Annotated in this window: 17 protein-coding genes; 4 read left to right on the forward strand and 13 right to left on the reverse strand. The window is 24.9% G+C overall.

The annotated features are described in order from the left end of the window. Position 1 precedes the first annotated feature (1 nt). Positions 2-1,567 carry an RNA-binding domain-containing protein gene (locus tag ACR34G_RS03690; protein ID WP_436358626.1) on the forward strand — a complete coding sequence of 522 codons (1,566 nt, stop codon included), beginning with the start codon at positions 2-4 and terminating at the stop codon, positions 1,565-1,567. Positions 1,568-1,721: 154 nt separating this feature from the next. On the opposite strand, the gene tuf is transcribed toward ACR34G_RS03690, so the two are convergent. Next, a complete protein-coding gene (gene tuf, locus ACR34G_RS03695) occupies positions 1,722-2,912 on the reverse strand; it encodes an elongation factor Tu (protein WP_436358628.1) in 1,191 nt (396 codons plus the stop codon). 661 nt (positions 2,913-3,573) lie between these two features. On the opposite strand from tuf, the gene ACR34G_RS03700 reads away from it, so the two are divergent. Further along, on the forward strand, positions 3,574-7,038 hold the full coding sequence (locus ACR34G_RS03700) for a hypothetical protein (RefSeq protein ID WP_436358630.1): 3,465 nt from the start codon (positions 3,574-3,576) through the stop codon (positions 7,036-7,038). Positions 7,039-7,107: 69 nt separating this feature from the next. On the opposite strand, the gene ACR34G_RS03705 is transcribed toward ACR34G_RS03700, so the two are convergent. From ACR34G_RS03705 to ACR34G_RS03720, 4 genes are all read right to left on the reverse strand, one after another. Continuing rightward, the gene (locus ACR34G_RS03705) at positions 7,108-7,929 is read right to left on the reverse strand and encodes a hypothetical protein (protein WP_436358631.1); all 822 of its coding nucleotides are present in this window, start codon (positions 7,927-7,929) and stop codon (positions 7,108-7,110) included. 75 nt (positions 7,930-8,004) lie between these two features. Beyond that, positions 8,005-8,826 (reverse strand): hypothetical protein, encoded by an 822-nt coding sequence (locus tag ACR34G_RS03710; protein WP_436358632.1) that lies wholly within the window; start codon positions 8,824-8,826, stop codon positions 8,005-8,007. Beyond that, the gene (locus ACR34G_RS03715) at positions 8,813-10,825 is read right to left on the reverse strand and encodes a S8 family serine peptidase (protein ID WP_436358633.1); all 2,013 of its coding nucleotides are present in this window, start codon (positions 10,823-10,825) and stop codon (positions 8,813-8,815) included. Before ACR34G_RS03715 ends, ACR34G_RS03710 begins: the two co-directional genes overlap by 14 nt. A gap of 110 nt (positions 10,826-10,935) precedes the next feature. Further along, positions 10,936-11,718: a hypothetical protein gene (locus ACR34G_RS03720; protein WP_436358635.1), complete on the reverse strand. Its 783-nt coding sequence runs from the start codon at positions 11,716-11,718 to the stop codon at positions 10,936-10,938. Between the two features lie 158 nt (positions 11,719-11,876). On the opposite strand from ACR34G_RS03720, the gene ACR34G_RS03725 reads away from it, so the two are divergent. Both ACR34G_RS03725 and ACR34G_RS03730 read left to right on the forward strand, forming a co-directional pair. Then, positions 11,877-12,842: a hypothetical protein gene (locus ACR34G_RS03725; RefSeq protein ID WP_436358636.1), complete on the forward strand. Its 966-nt coding sequence runs from the start codon at positions 11,877-11,879 to the stop codon at positions 12,840-12,842. A 413-nt stretch (positions 12,843-13,255) separates the two neighbouring features. After that, positions 13,256-13,399 carry a hypothetical protein gene (locus ACR34G_RS03730; RefSeq protein ID WP_436358637.1) on the forward strand — a complete coding sequence of 48 codons (144 nt, stop codon included), beginning with the start codon at positions 13,256-13,258 and terminating at the stop codon, positions 13,397-13,399. 286 nt (positions 13,400-13,685) lie between these two features. On the opposite strand, the gene ACR34G_RS03735 is transcribed toward ACR34G_RS03730, so the two are convergent. The 8 genes from ACR34G_RS03735 to ACR34G_RS03770 form a co-directional block, all read right to left on the reverse strand. Continuing rightward, a complete protein-coding gene (locus ACR34G_RS03735; RefSeq protein WP_436358638.1) occupies positions 13,686-14,450 on the reverse strand; it encodes a hypothetical protein in 765 nt (254 codons plus the stop codon). Then, positions 14,437-16,299: a S8 family serine peptidase gene (locus ACR34G_RS03740; protein ID WP_436358639.1), complete on the reverse strand. Its 1,863-nt coding sequence runs from the start codon at positions 16,297-16,299 to the stop codon at positions 14,437-14,439. The genes ACR34G_RS03735 and ACR34G_RS03740 overlap by 14 nt, the downstream gene beginning before the upstream one ends. Positions 16,300-16,545: 246 nt before the next feature. After that, positions 16,546-18,387: a dihydrolipoyl dehydrogenase gene (lpdA, locus tag ACR34G_RS03745; RefSeq protein WP_436358640.1), complete on the reverse strand. Its 1,842-nt coding sequence runs from the start codon at positions 18,385-18,387 to the stop codon at positions 16,546-16,548. 1 nt (position 18,388) lies between these two features. After that, positions 18,389-19,285: a 2-oxo acid dehydrogenase subunit E2 gene (locus ACR34G_RS03750; RefSeq protein ID WP_436358641.1), complete on the reverse strand. Its 897-nt coding sequence runs from the start codon at positions 19,283-19,285 to the stop codon at positions 18,389-18,391. Between the two features lie 13 nt (positions 19,286-19,298). Continuing rightward, positions 19,299-20,300, reverse strand: coding sequence for an alpha-ketoacid dehydrogenase subunit beta (locus tag ACR34G_RS03755; protein WP_436358642.1), 1,002 nt, complete (start codon positions 20,298-20,300; stop codon positions 19,299-19,301). Next, a complete protein-coding gene (pdhA, locus tag ACR34G_RS03760) occupies positions 20,300-21,406 on the reverse strand; it encodes a pyruvate dehydrogenase (acetyl-transferring) E1 component subunit alpha (RefSeq protein WP_436358643.1) in 1,107 nt (368 codons plus the stop codon). Before pdhA ends, ACR34G_RS03755 begins: the two co-directional genes overlap by 1 nt. A gap of 214 nt (positions 21,407-21,620) precedes the next feature. Continuing rightward, a complete protein-coding gene (locus ACR34G_RS03765) occupies positions 21,621-22,457 on the reverse strand; it encodes a bifunctional 5,10-methylenetetrahydrofolate dehydrogenase/5,10-methenyltetrahydrofolate cyclohydrolase (RefSeq protein ID WP_436358644.1) in 837 nt (278 codons plus the stop codon). Positions 22,458-22,487: 30 nt separating this feature from the next. Further along, positions 22,488-22,661, reverse strand: a complete 174-nt coding sequence (locus tag ACR34G_RS03770; RefSeq protein ID WP_436358645.1) for a DUF2188 domain-containing protein — start codon at positions 22,659-22,661, stop codon at positions 22,488-22,490.

Below are 22,661 nucleotides of genomic sequence, written 5' to 3' on the forward strand. Positions count from 1 at the left end.
TGTGAAAATTTCAGACATCAAAAAAATTGCTCATAGAATCATTGAAAACCAAAATATAGAAAATAGTTTTATAGAATATAAAAAATCTTTAGACTTTAAAGATAAAATTCTAAAAACTGCTTGCGCTTTTGCTAATAACTATATGAATGATGAAATTGGTCTATTATTTATTGGAATTGAAGAAGTAAATGATACAACTACTGGTGATAAAGCATTTCCAAAACGCCCAATAACAGGTATAAAAGAATCAAAAATAGAAAGCCTAGAAAATAAAATAAAATCTCTACTAGTTAATATTTACCCTAAAATAAATTACAATCTCCTAACTGATCAAATAGATGACAAGTATTATTTAATTATCGCTATAAAAGACAATAATAACGGACCTTTTCAAACAACAGAAAAGGCAGAAAAAGAGATTGGATTAAAACCTGGACGATATATAAGAATAGGAAGAGACACAAGATTACCTAAACCCCTTGAAGAATTTGAACTTTTAAGAAAATTTGCTAACTATTCTTTTAGTTCTAATTTAAATCATATTGCAACAATTGATGATTTAAATTATGAATATATGAAAGAATATTTGATATTAACAAATGCTAAAAAAGATATTATAGAAATGTCTAAAATTGATATGGCAAAAAGTATGGGACTAATAAGTGATAATAAATTTGAAAATTATCGAGCAAAAAATTTTGCTGTTCTAATGTTTGCAGAAAATCCAAGTAAATTTATTCCTAATGCATTTGTTAAAGTGATTAGAGAAGTAGATGGTACTGACAAGATGGAAGAAAAAATATTTGATGGACCAATTTGACTTCAAGTAAAACAAGTTAATAAGTATTTTGAAAATAATATAATGACATACTACACAATAAGAGAAGATAACAAAATAGAACATAAAATTATTTATAATTATCCACTTGCAACTTTCAAAGAATTAGCAACAAACGCAATTTTACACAAAGAATATGAAAATAATGAATTTGTTGGGATTTATATTTATAAAGATAGAATCTCTTTCATCAACCACAACAAGCCATTACCGCCAGTAACAATAGAATCTCTAAATAATGAAACCAGTTTCGATCAAAGAAAATATATAAACAATGAAATCAAAAATATGTTTTTTGCACTGAAATTAATAGAATCTTATGGTTCAGGGATAAGAAGAGCAAAATCAACTCTTTTGCAAAATAATTCACCTAAATTACTATTTAGTTCAGGGGATGAAAAAAGTAATTTTACCAATGCAATTATTAAAATAAATGAAGAATTTTATAAAAATTTTGATAATAGTTTTTCTAAAAAAACTACCACCAAAACTACCACCAAAACTACCACCAAAACTACCACCAAAACTACCACCAAAACTACTCTTAAATATGATCAAATTCTTAATTTATTAGAGAAAAATCCATTAATAAATACAAAAGAAATATCAGAAAAATTAAACATCACAATAGATGGAGTTCGTTATCATTTAAGAAAAATGAAAAAGGAAGGATTGGTACGTTATGAGGGTTCTTCCAAACTCGGAAAATGAGTAATTAAAAGGAAATAAAATAATATAATGTAAAATCTGAGTGTATTTAGGTAACATAAGACATTTTGTTTAAATTACTCTTGATTACTTTTTTACAAAGCAATTAATTTCATTATTTATTTAATAAAAAAGTTAACATTTTGAATGTTAACTTTTTTCTTTTGCTTTGAAATTATTTAATAATTTCTGTTACTGAACCAGCACCAACTGTTCTTCCACCTTCACGGATTGAGAATTTTGTACCTTGTTCAACAGCGATAGGAGCGATTAATTCAACTGTTAAGTCAACATTATCTCCTGGCATAACCATTTCTCTTCCTGCTTCAAATTTAATTCCACCAGTAACGTCTGTTGTTCTAAAGTAGAATTGTGGTTTGTAGTTTTGGAAGAATGGTGTATGACGTCCACCTTCTTCTTTTTTAAGAGCATAAATAGCTGCTTTAAATACTGTGTGAGGAACTATTGTTTTTGGTTTAGCAATAACTTGTCCTCTTTCGATTTCTGTTCTATCTACTCCACGTAGTAAAACTCCAGCATTATCTCCAGCCATAGCTGAATCAAGGTTTTTTCTGAACATTTCAATTCCAGTAACAACTGTTTTTTTAGGTTGTTCTTTGTAACCAACGATTTCAACTTCTTCGTTAATTTTAACTTGTCCTCTTTCAACTTTTCCTGTAGCAACTGTTCCACGTCCTGTAATTGTGAAAACATCTTCAACCGCCATTAAGAATGGTTTATCCATTTCTCTAACTGGAGCATCGATATATGTGTCAACTGCATTCATAAGTTCAAAGATTTTTTCTTCTCATTCTGGTTTTCCTTCTAAAGCACCTTTAGCTGAACCTCTAATGATAGGTGTGTTTTCACCATCGAATTCGTAAGAAGATAATAAGTCTCTAATTTCAAATTCAACTAGGTCAACCATTTCTTCTTCACCAACTAACATATCTACTTTGTTTAAGAAAACAACGATTTTTGGAACCCCAACTTGTTTTGATAATAAGATGTGTTCTCTTGTTTGAGGCATTGGTCCATCTGTAGCAGCAACTACTAAGATAGCACCATCCATTTGAGCTGCACCTGTAATCATGTTTTTAACATAGTCAGCGTGACCTGGACAGTCAACGTGTGCATAGTGTCTTTTTTCTGTTTCGTATTCAATGTGAGCTGTGTTAATTGTAATTCCACGTTCTCTTTCTTCTGGAGCAGCATCGATTGATGCATAGTCTTTAGCTTCTGCTAATCCTTTTTTTGATAAAACTGTAGCAATAGCTGCTGTTAAAGTAGTTTTACCATGGTCAACGTGTCCAATTGTACCAATATTAACGTGTTCTTTTGAACGATCAAAATTTAATTTTGCCATTATATTTCCTTTCATTTATATTAATTTATTTTATTTTAAACGCGCTTAAAACCAACCAAAGAATAGTCTTTCATCTATTTCCTATCCAATCGCGTTTAATTTTTAGTATTTATTTATTATATAAAATACATTAATATTTTACCAAAAAAAAGCAAAAATAAAAATTATTCATACCACAAAAAAATAAAAAGAAAGCACCCTGACGGGTGCTATGAATATAGTATTAATTAATTTATCTGAATTTTTAATATATATGACTATTTAACTAAATTTATGATTGAAAACAAATATAATTTATGAATTACAAGAATTTAATTAAAAATTTAAATATATAGTGTGTATATTAAGTGTAAATTATGTGTGAAGTAAAAGGAGTTAACAAAACTATATTAAAATAAAATTAAAAATTAAGAAAATAAATTAAATAAAACAAATCTAAAAGTAATTATAATATTTCGCATAGATAATTCTCTATGCGTTATTATTCTACCATAAAAACGCTTCTTTTTTTTTTTTTTTTTGCAAAAATTTTTATTTTTTTAAAAAAATTAATAATTTATTTCAAATTAAGAGAACTTACTATAAAAGAATAAAATCCTTATTATTTCTGTATTTCATATTATAATTTAATAATATTTATATTTGAAAGTAAAGAGGGAATATGAAAAAAAGAAAATTATTATTTATTGGTTCGTCAGTAGTAACTTTACCTACTTTGTTTGCAGTTTCTTGTGTTGATAAAAACCAAACTTCTGAAAAAACACCAGAAAACAAAAAAGAATATAAACTAGAAAATAGCAAATTCTTATTTAAAAACAACCAATCTTTTATTGAATTAACTTTTAATCAAGAACTTACTGGAGCAAACTCCGCTTCTATAAGTTTATTAAACAGAAATACCAAAGTTAAATCTTCTATTGAAGAAAATATTAAAAATAATTTAACAAATAAAGTTGTTTTTAATTTATCAAAGGCAAACATTGAAAAAGAACAAGATTTTCTTGTTAAATCAATTTTAATTGATGGCAAAAAAGTTAATTTAAATAAAGAAATTAACTTTTTAAGCGATGAAAAAGTAATTACTGATTTTAATCCTGAATTTAATTCACAAAAAAATAATTTAGTATTTCAAACTTTTAATTTTTATTATTCTGATGATAAAAATATAACGAAAATAAAAGAAAATGATAATAAAACACTACTAAACAAGCAAAATGAAAATTACAAAAAATATTTAGAAACAAAAGGAAATGAAGACACAACCACTTCTGCTTCTAAAAAAGATTTAGAAATAAAATCAAATGATTTATTATTTGATGAAAGAGAAGTTGAAGTAACTGAAAAATATATTGCATTAAAATTCCACCAAACAAACATTTATGAATTTAATAAAGGTAAGATTTTAGTTAAAAATCTAAATCCTTTAAAACCTTGATCAAAAGTTATTGATCTAGATTATGATATTGTGGCTCAAGAAGTGAGATTTTTAAGAAGTGAAATACCTGCAAATTTAAATAATTTAGTTTTTACAGCTATCTCTATAAATAATAAAGGTAAAGAATTTGCTTTCACTAATAAAGTTCAATTTGATCTTGGTAATTTTAAAGATAAATTAACATTAAAAGATTTTAATGTTTTTAAAGATGAAGAAAATAAAAAGGTTTTTGGTTCAATTTCTTTTGATTTTTCAGAACAAGATATTGAAAAATATAAAGATAAATGATTTGTTGTAAGTTTCCATGCTTTAAGAAATGAAATAAAAGAAGTTCCTTGACTTCCTTTTGATATTAGACCAGAAATTGTTGTACCATTTTCTAAATTATGAAAATTTAGTTTAGATAAATTAGATGAAAACAAAAGATATGAAATAACAAATATTACAGTTAATGAGCCATATTCATTAAAAGAATATAATTCTATAAACCCAATAAAAAATGAAATAAATAAAGAATTTGCTTTTAATTTTAATAATTATAATTGACAAGATTTAGGCTTAAAATACAATCATAATGAAATTTTAAATGTTAATAATGATAATTTAATTACTAAAAGAAAAGATTTAATAAAAGATGAAATAGTTAGTTTATGACTGGATCAAAATACTAAATCTTCTATTCCTTATTCAATTCAGAACTTTATTTCTTACCAAGAATATTTAAAACAATATCAAATTTATAAAGGCTGACTTTCTGATCAAAATTTACCAAATAAAAAGGTTTTTTCCTTTATAAACAACAAAAATGAAGTTATGTATGCAAATTCAATTAGTGGTAGAGAAATTATTAATAAAACTCTTTTTAACTTCAATTCAAACAAAACTCAAGCAAGCATTACAAAAGAGTTAAATAGATATAAAAACTTAGATAAAATTCAAGATGAAAATATAATTTTAGAATTTTCTTTTGTGTTAAACACTAAAATACCATATAGAGTAAATGATCAAAAAATAGACGGATGAAAAACTGGTGCAAAAATAAATGTATTTGTTCCATTAAAAGATCTAAAAGATAAAAAACATTTAAATTATTTACCCTTCAATTTTGATTTTAATTTTGATGACAAAAAAACAAATGAAAAACGATATTTAGAATTAAAAGAAAAATTTAATTTTAATGCTTCTTATAATTTAGAAGACAATACAGTAACATTTAATGTAAATTCAAAAAATGGAAACATCAAATTGTATGATGACACTACTTCGCATAATTTTTCACAAGTTGATTCAGTATTTATTTCTAATACTATCTTTTATGTTCATTGACAGTCCAAACAAAATCAAGATAATTCAATAACTTTTGAAGAAACACCTTACAAAAAAGAAACTTTAATAGCAGGCAATACTGAAATAATTAATAAAACACAAGATACTTATTCATTTAAAACAGAAATTGATGATAAAAACAACAATGCTAAAAGGTTATTTAAAGATGATTCATCAGAAGCACTAAAAGAAGCTCGTGCAAGATCCTTTGCTTTATCTAGAAGAGGTGGAACTTATAATTTAATTGGAAAAGTTAAACCAAATGATCCAAATGATCATAGATATTATATTTCAACAGCATGACACGTTTGAAACTGAGATGGTGGTTGAAGAAAAGATCCTTTCAAAATAGGTTCTTGATGATCAGAACAAGAAATTAATCATAGAGATCCTAAAACAAATGTTTTAACTAAATGATTCCACAATCCTGTATTTAAAATTCCTGTTTTAACTGATAAAAATGAAACAGATAAAACAAAACCAATTTTAGAAAATGAGCATGAATATTATGGATATTTTGAACACATTTTTAAAATTGAAGAATATATGAATTTTAATGATGAATCTTCATTCCCGATATTTGCTTCTTTTAGAAATAATCTTGGTAAAAAAGTTGCTAATGACAATGTAGATAAAGTCGATAATAGTGATTATTGATATTCAAAAGCAGATTTATTTATAGGAATTATGGATATTAGTTATTTTGAAAATAACTATAAACTTGAAACTTTAGATAAAAATAATAAATTGAGTGACTATCAAAAAGAAGTTGTTAAATTCTTTTTAAATTGGAAAAATCTCAAAACTCTTGAAATTTCCAATACTTCTAATTTTATTAGCAATATTTATAATTTAAATTATACTCTTGCATCCTTTCCATATTGAGAAAGAACACAAACAAACGATGATCCAGCTTCTCCAGAAAAAAGATCTATTAGATATAGAGAATATTTACTTGGAAATTCTCCACACACTAACTTCGGTGCTTCAGTTATAACGTTTCCAGTAAACAATAAAAATAAAACTTACTATTTTAAAAACAGCACTTATCTTTTTGATAGAAATAATATAGATTTATCTTCAGGTTCATCAGGAACTTTTGCTTATGATGCAGATGGAAAATTAGTTTCTGTATTTGAAACAATTTCATTAAATAAAAATACAGATGGAACTTTTAATAAATTTGGTTCATATATAATAGATAATCAAAAATATACTTATTATGGCAGTGGAAATCATCCAACTAATCCTTCTTCTTTTTATGAAAGAACAAGATTAATGTCATATTTATATCCAGATAAATACGAATCAACTGATTTTAGCAAAAAACCAGATATATACTATGAATTAAATCCTAAAAACTAAAAACAAAATTAACACCTAATAGTGTTAATTTTTCTTTGTTCTAAATATTTTTGATTTACACGTCTTTAATTACTTTTCTCTTTTAATTTCCCTTATTTTTTGCTTAAATATAGAATTATAATGTGGCATTTCGAAATTAAGTTTTTCTTCATTAATTGAATTATCTGGATTATATGTTACTGTTGAATAATAAATTTTTAAATTGTTAAAAATTACATCTTTTTTATCAAAAACAAAGAACTTCATTATTTCGTTGTTTTCTTTTTCTTCAATGGAAATATTATTTTTTAAAATTAAAGATGGTATTTTAGTATCTTTTACTTTTGAATTAGTACTTCTTTCTCCAATTCAACCAGTAGGTTCTGGACTTCTTAAATTTTCAAGATATCTTTTATTTAACAATCTATAAAATTCAAAATTTACATTATCATGATAAACTAATTCATAATCTTTTTCATTGTTTTTTGCAAACTGTGGAGCTGTAATATAAACTATAAATTTATCATCGAATAATTTTTTTGGGAATTGATTTTGTAAAGAATTAACCAATTCATTAACATTGGTTTCTGAATTAATATTAGAATATTTTTGATTATTTTTTAGTTCATATTTAAGTAGATGTAAAAAATCATCAAATTCTTCCAAAGAAGCAAAATAGTTATTTTGTAATTCATAATTATCGAATACAACATTTGAATAAAATACAGGTTTTTCCTTTATTTTTGTTTCATCGTATTTTCATTCAAATTTATTTTGAATTTGAATATTTTCATCTTCCTTTGGATTGATACTTAGTTGTTCTTTTTGTTTTACCTGATTACAAGAAATAAAAGCAAATGTTGAAATAACAGATAATGAAAACAAACTTAATGATTTTTTAATTAATGACATATCGCCTCCATATATATTATATATATTATGTTATTTATTTATAAATATTCAAAAAATAATTCACAAATTTCTTTATTATTTTTTAGAATTATCTTCTCTTAATTCAAGTTCATCTCTAAATATTGAATTGTAATGTGGCAATTGAAATGCATGACTGTCACTATCAATATAATTAGTTTTAGCATCAAAAGTTTCATTTAAATAAGTAATCTTCAAGTTGTTAAAAATAAAATCTTTTTTATCAAAAACAAAAAATTTCATAATTTGATTTTTTGATTTTTCTTCATTTGAAACACTATTTTTTAATATCAATGATGAAACTTTATTTTCTCCCTGTTCAATTTCTTCATTATTTTCATTATTACTATCATTACTTCTATTAACCCTCAAACTATCATAATATTCTTTTTCCAGTAATCTATAAAATTCAATATTTACATTATCATGATAAACTAATTCATAGTCTTTTTCTTTACCTTCAACAAATTTGGGAGAAGTTATATAAACAACAAACTTGTCTTTAAATAAATCTTTTGTAAAGGTTTCTTTTAATGTTTTAATTAATTTATCTATATTTTCTTTCGAATTAATTTTGGAATAATTTGAATTTGTTTCAAATTCGTTTCTCAATAAATTTAAAAAAGAATAAAATTCTGTCTCTGTAAAATAATTATTTTGTAATTTATACTTTTCAAAAACAACATTTGAATAAAATACAGGTTTTTCCTTTATTTTTGTTTCATCGTATTTTCATTCAAATTGTTCTTTCATAATTTTTCCTTCTTTTTTATATATTTCTTTTTTTTCTTCTTTTTTTACTTGATTACAAGAAATAAAAGAAGTTACTGAAATTGTTGTTAGTAAACCTAGTTTTAATATTTTTTTAACTAATGACATATGAAATAGCCCCTCTTATTTCTTCATTTAAGTTATCATTTCTTTTTAAAGATACTTTTATTCTATAATTACCTTCTTTTTTTACTTTATATCTTATTAGTTCCACATTACTATAATTTGATGTAGAAGAAGAAACTGTTTCTCATTTATGAGTATTTGGATTAAAAAATTCTAAATATAAATCTATATCTCGAGGTGTAAATCATAAATCATCATTTGATTTTTCTTTTTTTTCATAATCAAAAGAAGTTCAAAAATTTTTATATTTATTAAGAATTAAATATTTATTAATTAAAGGGTTGTTAACTTTAGAATCAAATATTTCTTTTTCTTTTAAATATTCAGAATATTTAAGATCATAATCATTTTTTTCTTTTAATCAATTTTTGTATTGAATTTCGTAAATTGATTTATATGAAGCATTAGCAATACCAAAAATATCCAAAAATCAAGGTAATTGCTCTAATTTAGGAGGGTTATTATAATTATTGGGTTTAATAGGTTTATAAACTTCTTTAATTCCTTCTTTCACATATCCTGCATTAAATAATCAGGCTCCTGAAATATTAATGATCTGGTTTTCTTTTAAATTAATATCATAAAATTTTTCAGTAAAATACTCACTAAAATCAAATGAAAATAAATTACTTATGGCCCCTTTAATTTTTTTGTAATTAGCTAAACCTGAACCGAATTTTAAATTAAAATTATTAGGTAAAAGTTCATTTTTATTTAATAATGGTTCTTCTGAATCAGAACTTAAAATTGATAATATGGCTTCTGGTTTATTTATTATTTTTCTATTTTCATAAGCTAATTTTGAAATAATTCCAGCAACTAAAGGAGAAGAGAATGATGTTCCATTTGAATATTTTCCTTTTTGAAATTCATATCCTTCTCCTGGAGCAACTAATAATGGTTTATTTATTATTTTTTCATTAACATAACCTCAAGAAGAAAATGAAGAAATCGAATTTCCTTTTATATTGGTTGAACCAACTATTATTGAATTTTGCGATAGTTTTTTTCCATCTACAAAATGAAAATCTTTATTGTCACCATCATTTCCGGATGAAAAAATATTAATTATTCCATATTTTCTAGAAATAAAATCTAAATAATATGCTCAATTATTATAGTTTTCTTTTTTCAAAATTTCATTTGTATTTTTATAAGTAGGTATACCTTTGCTATTTACATAATTGACACCATAACTATGATTAATAATTTTTACACCATTATCAATCATTCACTCCATTCTTTTTATTCATTTGCTAAATTCACTTTCGTTTTCATCACCTTTAAAATCTGCTGCATAAATAATTGAATTAGGGTTTAAACCATAATCTTTATCAGCTATTATTCTTGCTACAGAATCTGCATGAGAATATTCTATTCCTTTGTCATTTTTATCAAAATATACTATATTTTTAAAATGTTTATAATAAGGTGTACTACCGGTTTCCATAACTCCAACTTTTATAGGTTGTTTATCAGTTTCATCTTTGTTTGACTTTTCAAAATGAATAGTTTCTTTTTGTTTAATTAAAAAATCTTTTGTCGAAGTATTATCATTTTCTGGTATATTCTCTTCTGTGGAAGAAGATTCTTCTTCAACAATTGATTTATTTTCTAAATTAGAAAATTTTAATTTTATTACTTTTGGGTTTGATATTATAGATATAACATCTGACAAAGAATCTTTATTTAATTCAAGTTTAAAAAAAACTAAGTTAAAGTATTTTGTAAAATTTATTTCACTAATATTTTTAGTTTTCAAAAGAAGTTCTTTAATTTCTTCTTTTGAGTTTTCTTCAAAAGTTATTGATAAATTAAGTGATTTTATTTCCTTTTCTTTTGTAAAATCATTTAAATCAATTTTATCAAAATTTTCTAATAAATCTTTATAGTTTATATTTTGATTTTCATAGTTTTGTGCAACTGCTGCTGTTGGGATATTCAACATTCCCACTACACTATTTAATAATTTTAATGACATAATACCTCCATATGAATAACTTTAATTATGTTAATAAATTATAGCATTTATTCATTTTATTTTATTAAATTAGATAATATTGTTTATAAAAATTCAAAAATAATGGAAAATTATCTTTTATTTAGTTTTTCAACTTTTTCTCAATAAATATGGTTAATATTGTTTTCTTGAAAATGGTGTAATTTATCATTAATGGAATTATCTTCATTATAAGTTTTATAATCATAATAAATTTTTAAATTATTGAATATAACGTCTTTTTTATCAAAAATAAAAAATTTCATAATTTTGTTTTTAGATTTTTCTTCATTACTGATATTTTCACTAAGAATGAGTTCATCTATCTTTTTTTCTTGTTCTTTTTCTGGTGAATATATCGTTGGTACATTTTCCGGTAGTTGATAATAGTCTTTTTCAATTAATCTATAAAACTCAATGTTGATATTATCATGATAAACTAATTCATAGTCTTTTTCCTTATCGACAATAAATTCTGGTGTTGTAATAAAAACAACAAATTTATCATAAAAAAGACTTTTAGGAAATTTTTCTTCAAAACTTTTTGTTATTTTTCTAAGATATTCTTCTGTATTTATATTTGAATATTTTTCATTAGTTTTTATCTCGTTAACTAGAAGTTTTATAAAACCTTCCATTTCAAAAGTATTGGTAAAGAAGTTATTTCGAAGTTCTTTATCACTCAAAACAATATTAGAATAAAATACAGGTTTTTCCTTTATTTTTGTTTCATCATATTTTCATTCAAATTTTTCTTCTTCTTTTTTACCTATATCTCTTTTTTCTTCTTTTTGTATTTGACTACAAGAAATAAAAGAAGTTGCTGAAATTACTGTTAGTAAACCTATGTTAAATACTTTTTTAATTAATGACATAATACCTCCATTTGTATATATAAATTATACTATTTGTTCATATTGTTTTAATAAAACATATAAAATATTAATCAAAATGTCCCTAGGGTTTTACTAATCAAAATGTCCCTCTTAGTAATATATAATAATAATTAAAATATTTACTTAAGGAGATAGAAATGAAACACACAAAAATCAGAACAACCAAATGACAAAAAAAGAGACTAAAAGAACTAACTTTTATTAGAAATAACATAGAAAAAACAAACAAAGAATTAGCTAATTTATTAAATATTTCGGTTAAAACCGTCATAAGACTTAAAAAATTAATTAAGGAAAATGTCGGAAAATCCATTTATGTAGAACATAAAAATACCGGAAATGATTATTCTAAAAAATATAAAGATGCTTTTTTTGATCAATTTATTACTAATTATAATGATGAATTTAAAAACACAATAAATGAAAGTGCAGTCACTCTTGGAATACCAATTAAATACTTTTATGAAGAAGAAATAGATAATATGAAAGAAAAACCTTCTTATTCTACTGTAATAAGAAGAACAAACCAACAATGTTTAATAACTCCTTACACAAAAAAGAAAACTAAGGCGGAAATTAAAAAAAGAATTGGTGGAATTGAAAGCGGCAAAATAAAATTAAAAATTTCTGATAATATTTTTGCAATTGCTAAAGAAAATCAATTAATAGATGAAAATATTAACAGAAAAATTGTAAGTAAAAATGCTTTAGAATTTGGTGAAATCGTCGAAATTGATGCTTGTTATGAATATTTTATTAAGTCAATTAATAAAAAGATTTTTATTTATCATGCAATCGATGCAAGTTCAGGAAAACTCCTTGCTTTTCATGCTGATACACAAGAAACAAATAAAGGTTATATGAAATTACTTGAAATGCTTTTTGAAAAATATGGTTTTCCAAAACAAATTATTTCTGATAGAAGAACAACATTTTTTAACTATATAAATCCTGAAACTAATATGGTTCAAGAATTGAAAAATAGAGGTATACAGGTGTTTTCGAGCAGTATTGCTACTCATAAACCTAATGTAGAAAGATCTTTTAAAAGTTCCCAACAATTTTATCCTTTATATTTTTTTAAAAAAAATTTAAATCTATAGAAGATTTAAATCAAAATCACAATGATATTATAAACTCTTATAATGATAAATTCAAGAAAAAAGAAACAAAAAATAATGTTTTTACAAAAGCAGAGTCAGATCAAATAAAAATTTATCTTCCTATAAAAAGAAAATTCACAGCAAATTGTTTTAGAATTGATAATAAATATTACACATTAGATAAAAATACTTTTGAAAAAACATTTGGAGTTCCTAATACGGAATTTATTGCTGTTTTAGATAGTGATTTAAATATAAAAATTAAAATTGGAAATGAAATTTGAACTACAAGAGAGATAGATGAAGATTTTAGTAAAGAAAACAAAAAAGAATATAATTTTGAACTTTTAGAAAAGAAAGAGATAGAAAAAATATTAAAAGAAACAAAAACTCGCGGACAAAGTTTTTAAAAAATGATCGATAAAAAAATTTCAACAAATAAAGATAAATTTGATTATGAAGAATTTGAATTAATAAAAAATTTTATAGTTTTAAACCAAAAAATTTTAAACAAAATGGAAGAGTTGTATGAGAACAATTCTAAAGACACAAGATAAGACGACAAAGTCGGCTTGATCTTGTTAATGCCTTTTGGCTCTTTTTGGCGAAAAAGAGTGCTCCCCTTAATTGCAATTAAGGGGCGGGGGGGATTAAAAAATCAGCCCTTTGGGAGCTGTAATTAACAAAAAATTAATATGAAATTTAATTTTTTGATATCATTATTTTAATTAAAATAATTATTATTTTTTATATCACTAAAAAAGGGACATTTTGATTAATAATTTACATTGTTTTAATAAAACACCACTAAATTTTGAAGTGGTGTTTCTTTATTCTTTAAAGCTATTTTTTTATAAATTCTCTAAATTCTTTGTAATTTAAGAATTTGCTTTTTATTTGTAAATTATTTAATTCATCATTTGAGAATAATGATTTAGAAATTTTAAAAGCAGTATAACTAAAAGTTGGTCAAAAATACTCAGTAGTTTTAAAAATAGGTTCTTCTTTATTTTTGCTCTTTAAATATAAATAATGTTCTAAATCTGCGGAATTAAAAATTAATTCATTTTTATTTTTTTGTACTATTGAATAATAAGGAATCTCAATTTCAAAATTATTTATCTTATTAAAATCTGAATCTGAACTTTTATACAAATTTTGAAAAGTGGCAAATAAATCTCTACTTTTAGCAAAATTATTGAAAATATATATATTGTTATTTAAGTCTAATTTGTTTAAATAAATTAATAAATTTTGATAATTGATTGAATTATATAGATTTTCGTTTTTAAATCTCGCTTCATTTTTTTCTTCTTTATACTTTTCAATATAAGATGCAAAAATATCTTTTATTTGCTTAATATCTTCTTCATTTTGAATAATATAAAATTCTCGCAATTCATTTTTGGTGTTTTCGCTATTAGTTAAGAAAGTAAAATTTTTATTATTTTTTATAATTTTACTTTCTTGATATTTATTAAATTCCTTTTTATATATATTATATTGCTCACTTTCATCAATTGAGTGTGCATTTATGTTACAAGAAACAAAAGTTGTTAATACAGAAATGGGCAAAATAAATGAAAAAAATAATTTATTTTTTAACATAAGATAACGCTAATAAATCATCTACTGAATTTTTAAATAAAGCTGATTCTTTATTTAAAACTCTTAATCTATAATCACCAGTTTCATTTACTTTGTATCTAATAAATTCAACATTAGAATCTTTTGAATTAATTTCAACAACCTTATCTCATGTATTATTTTTTAATTTTTTTTCTAAAATTAAATTATAATTAGAAAATTTTAAATTATTTTGTCTTTTTATTGTTTCTTCTTTTTTTAATTGTTTTGATGAAATATGTTTTTTATTCCAATCATCTTTTTTTCAATAATTTCAAAATTCTCATCATCCTACTTCTGGGATTTTTTCCTCTTCTTTTAGTAAACCTGCATTATAACTTCAAGCAATAGATGCTTGTAATGTTTCACCTTTATTTAAATGAATATTTTCAGAAGTTAATACATATTTTTTTTCTTTATCTTCAAAAGGAATGGAAACTGTTTTTAAATTATTTTTAGCCTCTAAAATTTTTGAGTATTTAATTAAGCCAGCACCTATTTTTTTATCCAAACCATTTGTATTTTTTACAATGGCTCCATTATAATCTTCAGTATCAGCAGATGTAGTCAGAATTGATTTATAAATTAAAGGATTTAAAATTCCAAAATCTAAATCTTTTGTTCTCATTAATAGAGAAATAACTCCAGTAACAATCGGTGCAGAATAACTTGTACCAATTAATGTTTTTTCTGGTTTATCATTGAGAAATAAAGTTTCCCCAGGAACAACAAGAAGTGGGTGAGGTAATTCTTTATCTTTTTCATGCAATAAATAATTTGAGAAATTAGACTTTAACATAATATTATTATCAAAATCATAATAAGATGAACCTACTACAATATTATTATATGCTTTTTTGTATGAATTTATAAATTCATTTCCAGTTTCTCTTTCGTCATCATTATTTCCTGAACTAAAAACATTTATAATTCCATATTTTCTAGCAATTGTGTTTAAAAATTCTTCTGCTTCTTCATTTTCATCGTTATCTCCGTTAGTTCCATAACTATGATTTATCACTTTCACTTTTCTTTCTAAAATTAATCACTCTATTTTTTTTCTCCATTCATTTCAAGAAGAAAAATTAGCGTAATTTATTGAAGAAAATCTATCTATTCCTTCATTTCCTGTGGCGATTGAAGTTACGTTTGTACCGTGATTTGAAACATTAGAATCTAATTTATCAAAATCTTTAGCAACAATTAATCTATTTTTAAAATTGCTATTATTTATATTTAAATTGTTTTGATCATCTTTTGTTCTGGTCTCCATTATTCCAATATTATTTTCGTTTTTTATATAAAGGTTAGAATTATTTTCTTTTTGTCTTTCATAATATATTTCTATTAATTTAAACAATTTTTCAAAGGAAATATTGTTATATTTAGAATCCTTTTGTTCTTGCTTGTATTCGCTTTTATAATAATCTGGAATATAATTCTTAATAGTGTTAAAATTATCAACAATATTTTTTAAAGAAAATTTATTTATTTTTAAATTGTTTTTTAACTCTTTATCAATAAATTCTATTAATAATTTTTCTGAACCATAAACTCAAATTTTTGGTTCAATTAAACTAAATTCAAATTTTAATAGTTTATTTTTTTCTGCAAATTTTGAAATATATTTTAAATTTTTATTTTTTCAAAACTCGGTGTTATTTGATGATTTGTCTTTCTCGTTTTCTGATGAATTATATGTAAATTCAATATATTTTTGACTGTTATTGTCGCTTTTTTCCTTAAAACTTATTGTAGGAAAAATGGTGCTAAATGTAATAATTGGTAAAGATAATGTCATTAAAAATTTCTTTTTGATACTTTTTTTCATATAATCTCCTTTATGTTTTTTACAATTAAATTATAGCAAAAATTCATAAAAATTTATTAATACTCATTAATTTATTTATAAAATTTAATATAATATTAAAAATTTGCTCAAATTTATCAAATTTAACTATTATATTAATATATTATTAAAATGAAAATTATTTCTGTTTGGTAAAAATTCAATAAAATTAATAAAACACCACTAAATTTTAAAGTGGTGTTTATTTATTTATTTATATTTTAAAACTTATTTTTTAAGTTTGTTTAATTGGTGAACTGCGTTTCTTGCTGCTTCTCATAACACTTCACTAAATGTTGGGTGTGGGTGAATTGTTGAAGCGATGTCATAAATTGTTGATTCTAAATCCATTGCAAGAACTACTTCAGAAATTAAATCTGTAGCTGCAGCACCAATGATGTGACAACCAATAATTTCTCCATGTTCTTTATCAATAATAAATTTAGCAAATCCTTTTGATTCATGAGCTGCTAATGCTTTTCCGATGAAAGTAAATTGGTGTTTTGCAACAATAAAGTCTTTACCTTGTTCTTTAGCTTGATCTTCTGTTAAACCAACAACAGCAATTTCAGGGTGTGTATAAATACATGCTGGAACTGTTTTTGCAGAATATTTTACTTGTTTTTTAAGAATATTTGAAACAGCAACAACTGCATGACGATAAGCAACGTGAGCTAACATAGCTTGTCCTACAACATCTCCTATTCCATATACTCCTTCAACATTTGTTTGACAGTATTCATCAACTACTAATTGTTTTCTGTCTCCAAGTTTAATACCTACTTCTTCTAATCCAAGAGATTCAGGAACTCTACCTACTGAAACTAAAACTAAATCAGATTTAATTGATTCTTCTTTTCCATTAACTTCATAGAAAATTTTACCTTTTTCATATTTAGTTGTGTTGGCATTTGCTATAACTTCAACACCCATTTCTACTAAGTCATTTGAAACTTGTTTAATAATATCTTTATCTAGCATTCCAAGCACTGTTGGTAAGTTTTGGATGATTGTTACTTTTGTTCCTGCTGAAGCAAATACTTGAGCAAATTCAACTCCAATAACCCCACCACCAATAATTGTTAATGATTTTGGTTGTTTTTCTAAATTAATAGCTTCTTTAGAAGTGATTAATTTTCCTTCAGCATAACCTTGTTCAAATCCAGGTAAAGGAATTTTTCTATCACTTGAACCGGTAGCAATAATAATATTTTTAGCTTTATAAACTTTAGAATCAACTTCCACTTCGTGAGCACCTACAAATTTTGCGGTTCCAAAAATAGTTTTTACTTTATTCATTCTCATTAATGCTTGCACACCTGAAGTTAATTGTTTAACAACTTCAGATTTTCTTGCATGCATTTTAGTTCAGTCAATTTTTACGTTTATATTTCCTGTAATTCCGTATTCTGTAGCATGTTTAACTGAGTGAAGAACTTCTGTTGTTTTTAAAAGTGCTTTTGTTGGGATACATCCAACATTTAAACAAACTCCACCTCAGAATTCTCTTTCAATAATTAATGTTTTTAGTCCAGCTCCACCAGCTTCTTCAGCTGCTAAGTATCCACCAGGACCTGATCCAATAACAATAACATCGAATTCTTCTTCAATTTTTCCTGTGTATGCTTTGCCTTGTTCTTTATTTGAAGATGCTTCTTTTCTTTCTGATGGTGATTCAACTTTAGTTGTAGCAGTTGTAGAAGGTTTTTTTAATGAGGATAAATCAAATAATTGATTTGAAACTTTCACTTCTCCTACAACAGAAGCACCTCCTCCAGTAGATTCTTCTTTTTTAGACTCTTCTTTTTTAGGTTCTTGGGAAACTACATCACCTTTTCCATCATCAATGTGATAAATTTCTTGTCCAACGTGGATTGTATCTCCTACTGCCATTAAAACTTTAACAATTTTTCCTGTTGCAGGAGAAGGGATATCTGAAGTTACTTTATCTGTTTCAACAGAAAATAAAGAATCTCCTTCATTAACCATATCCCCTTCTTTTTTGTAGATTTCAGCAACTACACCTTCGTGTAATCCTTCACCTATATCAGCAAATTTAAATTTATGCATTTTATAAAACTCCTAAAATTTCTGGTTTTTCTAATAGTTCTTTAACTCTTAAAGCAAACCTTCCAACAGTTGCTCCATCAATTCATCTGTGATCAGCTGATACAGTTAAATTCATAATTTTTCCTGGAACAATTGCTCCGTTTTTAACTACTGCACGGTCAACAATTGAACCCACTCCTGCTATTGCTAATTCTGGATAGTTAATAACTGGTGTTCCAAATAAGGCACCTACTGAACCATAGTTAGTAATTGTAAATGATCCGCCGGACATTTCATTTGGTTTAATTTTTCTATCTCTAGCTGCAAGTGCTAATCTTGAAATTTCTTTTGCCAATTCAACAATTGTTAAGTTTTGTGAATCTTTAACAACTGGAACCATTAATCCTGCTTCTGTATCCACAGCAATTCCAAGATTTAATGTTGTTGGAAAAACAATTTCTAAATTTGCTTCATCGTATTTAGCAGCAAGAATTGGAAATTCTCTTAATGCTACTAAAATTGCTTTTGCAATATAAGGTAAAAATGTTAATTTTACACCTGTAGTTTTTTGTACATCTTCTACAATTGATTTTCTTAAATCTCATAATTTAGTCATATCGATTTCGTTAACTAAACTGAAGTAAGCAACTGAATCTCTTGAATTAATCATTGCTTTTGCAATTGCTTTTCTAATTGGTGTAATTTTTTCTCTTTTACCATCTAAATAATTAACTGAAGCAGCTGATTCAACTTTAGCTGAAGTTGTAGCAACTGTTTCTTGTTTAGGTGCACTTTTAAAAGATAAAACATCATCTTTTAAAATTCTTCCAAATGGACCTGTACCTTTAACTTGATTAATGTCAATTCCCATTTTTGCAGCAATTGCTCTTGCTAAAGGGGTTGAAATTATTTTATTCATATTTTCCTTTCTTTTAGAATTTAAATCCTACTACTTCTTTTATTTTTGAAACAATTTTATCACTGTCGATTGCGTGATATTTTTCTCCTCTTGCTAAAGGAACTGTAATGTCATAACCTGTTAATCTTGTTAAAGGAGCTTTAATGTATTCAAAAGCTTTTTCATTAACTCTTGTAATAATTTCTGCAGAAACTGAAAATGATTTAACAGCTTCATGAACAACTAATAATCTTCCTGTTTTCTTTACAGAATTAATAATTGTATCTGTATCTATTGGTTTAATTGTTCTTAAATCAATTAATTCTACACTAATTGAAGATTTTTCTTCTATTAGTTTTTTAATTGCTTCGATTGAATCGTGAACTTGTGCACCATAAGTTACTAATGTTAAGTCTGTTCCTTCCACTAAAACATTTGCTTTTCCAATTGGAACTTCATAAATTTCAGCTGGTATTTGTTGTTTAAAAGAACGATAGATTTTTTTAGGTTCTAAAAATACAACAGGATCAGGATCGTTTAAAGCTGCAATCATTAAACCTTTTGTGTCATAAGGTGTTGAAGGCATAACAACTTTTAATCCTGGCACATGTGCAAACATTGCTTCAATTGCTTCTGAGTGGTGTTCAAGAGCTCTAACTCCACCAGCCATTGGCATTCTTAATACTAAAGGAACACTAAATCTTCCTCTTGATCTATTTCTATATCTTGCTGCATGAGTCATAAGTTGTTGGAATGCTGGGTAAGAAAATCCTTGAAATTGCATTTCAACAATTGGTTTTAGTCCAAAAAGAGCAGCTCCAATTCCAATTCCCATCATAGAGGCTTCAGCAATAGGTGTATCTCAAACTCTTTCAACACCATATTTTTTTTGTAATCCTTCAGTTGCTCTAAACACTCCACCTTCATATCCAGCATCTTGACCTCAAAGAACAACGTGTGCATCTTGTTCCATCATTAAATCGATTGCGTTGGTTACAGCACCGATGTTATTTAGTTCTAACATTTTTTTGTCCATTATTTATTCTCCTTTGAATAATATGCGATAGCTTCTGCTTTTTGTTCTTCTAATTCAGGTGTTAATGTTGCATAAGTATGATCAAATACTTCGTTTAAATCAACATCTAATTCTTTTAATGATTCTTGATAAGCTGCTTTTACTTGTTCCATAGCATCTTCTCAAATTTGATCTTTTTCTTCGTCAGTTAAGTATTCTTTTGTTTTTAAATAAGTCTCAATACGGTGCATTGGTTCTCATTTTTCATGTTCTTGCTCTTGTTCTATAGTTCTATAAATTCTTGGATTATCACTTGTAGTATGTGGTCCTTGTCTTCAAGTTATAAACTCAACAACAACAGGTCCATTTCCTAATCTTGCAAATTCTACAGCTTCTTTAACTACAGCATAGGAAGCTAATAAGTCATTTCCATCAACTCTAACTCCTGGAATTCCAGCAGCCGCTGCTTTAGCTGCAATAGTTTCTGAACCAGTTTCTAAATGTTCTGGTGTTGAAATGGATCATTGGTTATTGTTTACACAGAATACTGATGGTCATTTTCAAATTGCTGATGTGTTAATTGCTTCATAAAATTCACCTTCAGCAGTTCCACCATTACCAATAAATGACATTGAAACTACATTTTTTCTAGTTAATTTTGATGCATAAGCAATACCAGCAGCATGTGAACACTGTGTTGCTATAGGAATATTAATTGGAAGTAAATTGATTCCTTCAGGTGTAACACTTCCTCTTTCGTTTCCATTTCAATATAACATTTGATTTTTTATAGGCATTCCCATATATAACATAGTTGCATTTGATCTAAATGCAGGAACAAATCAGTCATCTTCTTTTAAAGCCATAGCTGAAGCTACTTGTAGTGCTTCTTCACCAAAATTAGGTGCAAAAGTTAACATTCTTCCTTGTCTTTGTAACTGTGACATATATTCATCTTGTCTTCTTGAAAGAACCATAAATTTATAAGCTTTTAATAATTCTTCTTTGCTTAATTTTGGTTCGTTGTTTTTACCTTCTTTAGTTAAGTTTCCATCTATATCTAAAAAACGAATGATTTCGTCTTTAGAAAACATAACTTTGCCAGGTTTAACAAATTTAAATTGCATTTTTACTCCTTATTTTTTTAAAATTAATTAGAATTTAAACTAATATTATAATTATATTCTTTTTATTGATTTTATTTCAATTTAAAGTATAAAAATTCATTTTTTTATTAATTTTTTGAATTTTTAACATTTAAATTCAAAAAAATATTATTTTTATGATAGTTTTGAACTTATTTTAATTAAAAATATAAATCATTTTTGACTTATATTTTATTTATGAATTACTTTTTAAATTTTCTTTTATAGTTATCATTAAATTTTCAAATAATGCTGTTACAGTCATAGGACCAACTCCACCTGGCACTGGAGAAATAGCTTCTACTTTATCTATAACATCCATAAAATCAACATCACCAGTAATTTTATTATTAGATAAAGTATTTATTCCAACATCGATAATTATCGATTTATCTTTTATATTATCCTTTTTAATTAAATGTGATTCTCCTGCTGCTACAACTAAAATATCAGCTTCTTCAGAACCTTTAATTCCTGTTTCTTTGTTGAAACTATGAGTAAAAGCTCCTGCATTAGTAAGTAATTTTTTTGTGGGTTTTCCTACTAAATTAGATTCACCAATAACATAACATTTTTTGTTTTGAACTTGAATATTGTAAAAATCTAATAACATCATAATTCCTTTTGCTGTCGCAGGAGTTAATGAAAATTGATTATTATAAAATTGATTTTGATTTTTACTTGAAAGTCCATCAATATCTTTAACAACAGGAATAGTATCTAAAACTTTTTGCGAGTTTATGTGTTTTGGTAAAGGTAATTGAACTATTATTCCATTGCAATCTATTGATTCTTGTCTAACTATAGATAACAAAGACTCTTCGGTGATGTTTTCATCTAATTTAATTAATATACCATTAACACCTAATTCTTTAGCTCTTTTTAATTTATTTTTTATATAACGATTTGATGCTTCTAAATTACCTACTTGAACAATTTTAAATATTGCTTTCTTTGGTAAAAGATTAAAAAAATTAAGCTGTTTTTGAAAAAAAAATTCTGAAGCTTTTTTACCATCTAAAATTTTTGTCATTTTAATTTTTGAAAATAAAAAAAGGTAATCTTACCCTTTTCTAAATTTTCCATCTTTTCCTTGGATCATAACAGCTGTTGTTTCTTTTAATTGTTTTGCATATTCAATAGCTTCTTTTTGAGTTTTAAAAATTTTTGTAGCTCTTTCTGCATTTGCGTTTTTTACAGCTCAATCTCCATTATGGTTTACAACGTACTTTATCAT

Origin of the sequence: Mycoplasma sp. 480, assembly GCF_051353065.1 — a bacterium.
Classification (GTDB): Bacteria; Bacillota_I; Bacilli_A; order Mycoplasmatales; family Metamycoplasmataceae; genus Mesomycoplasma_A.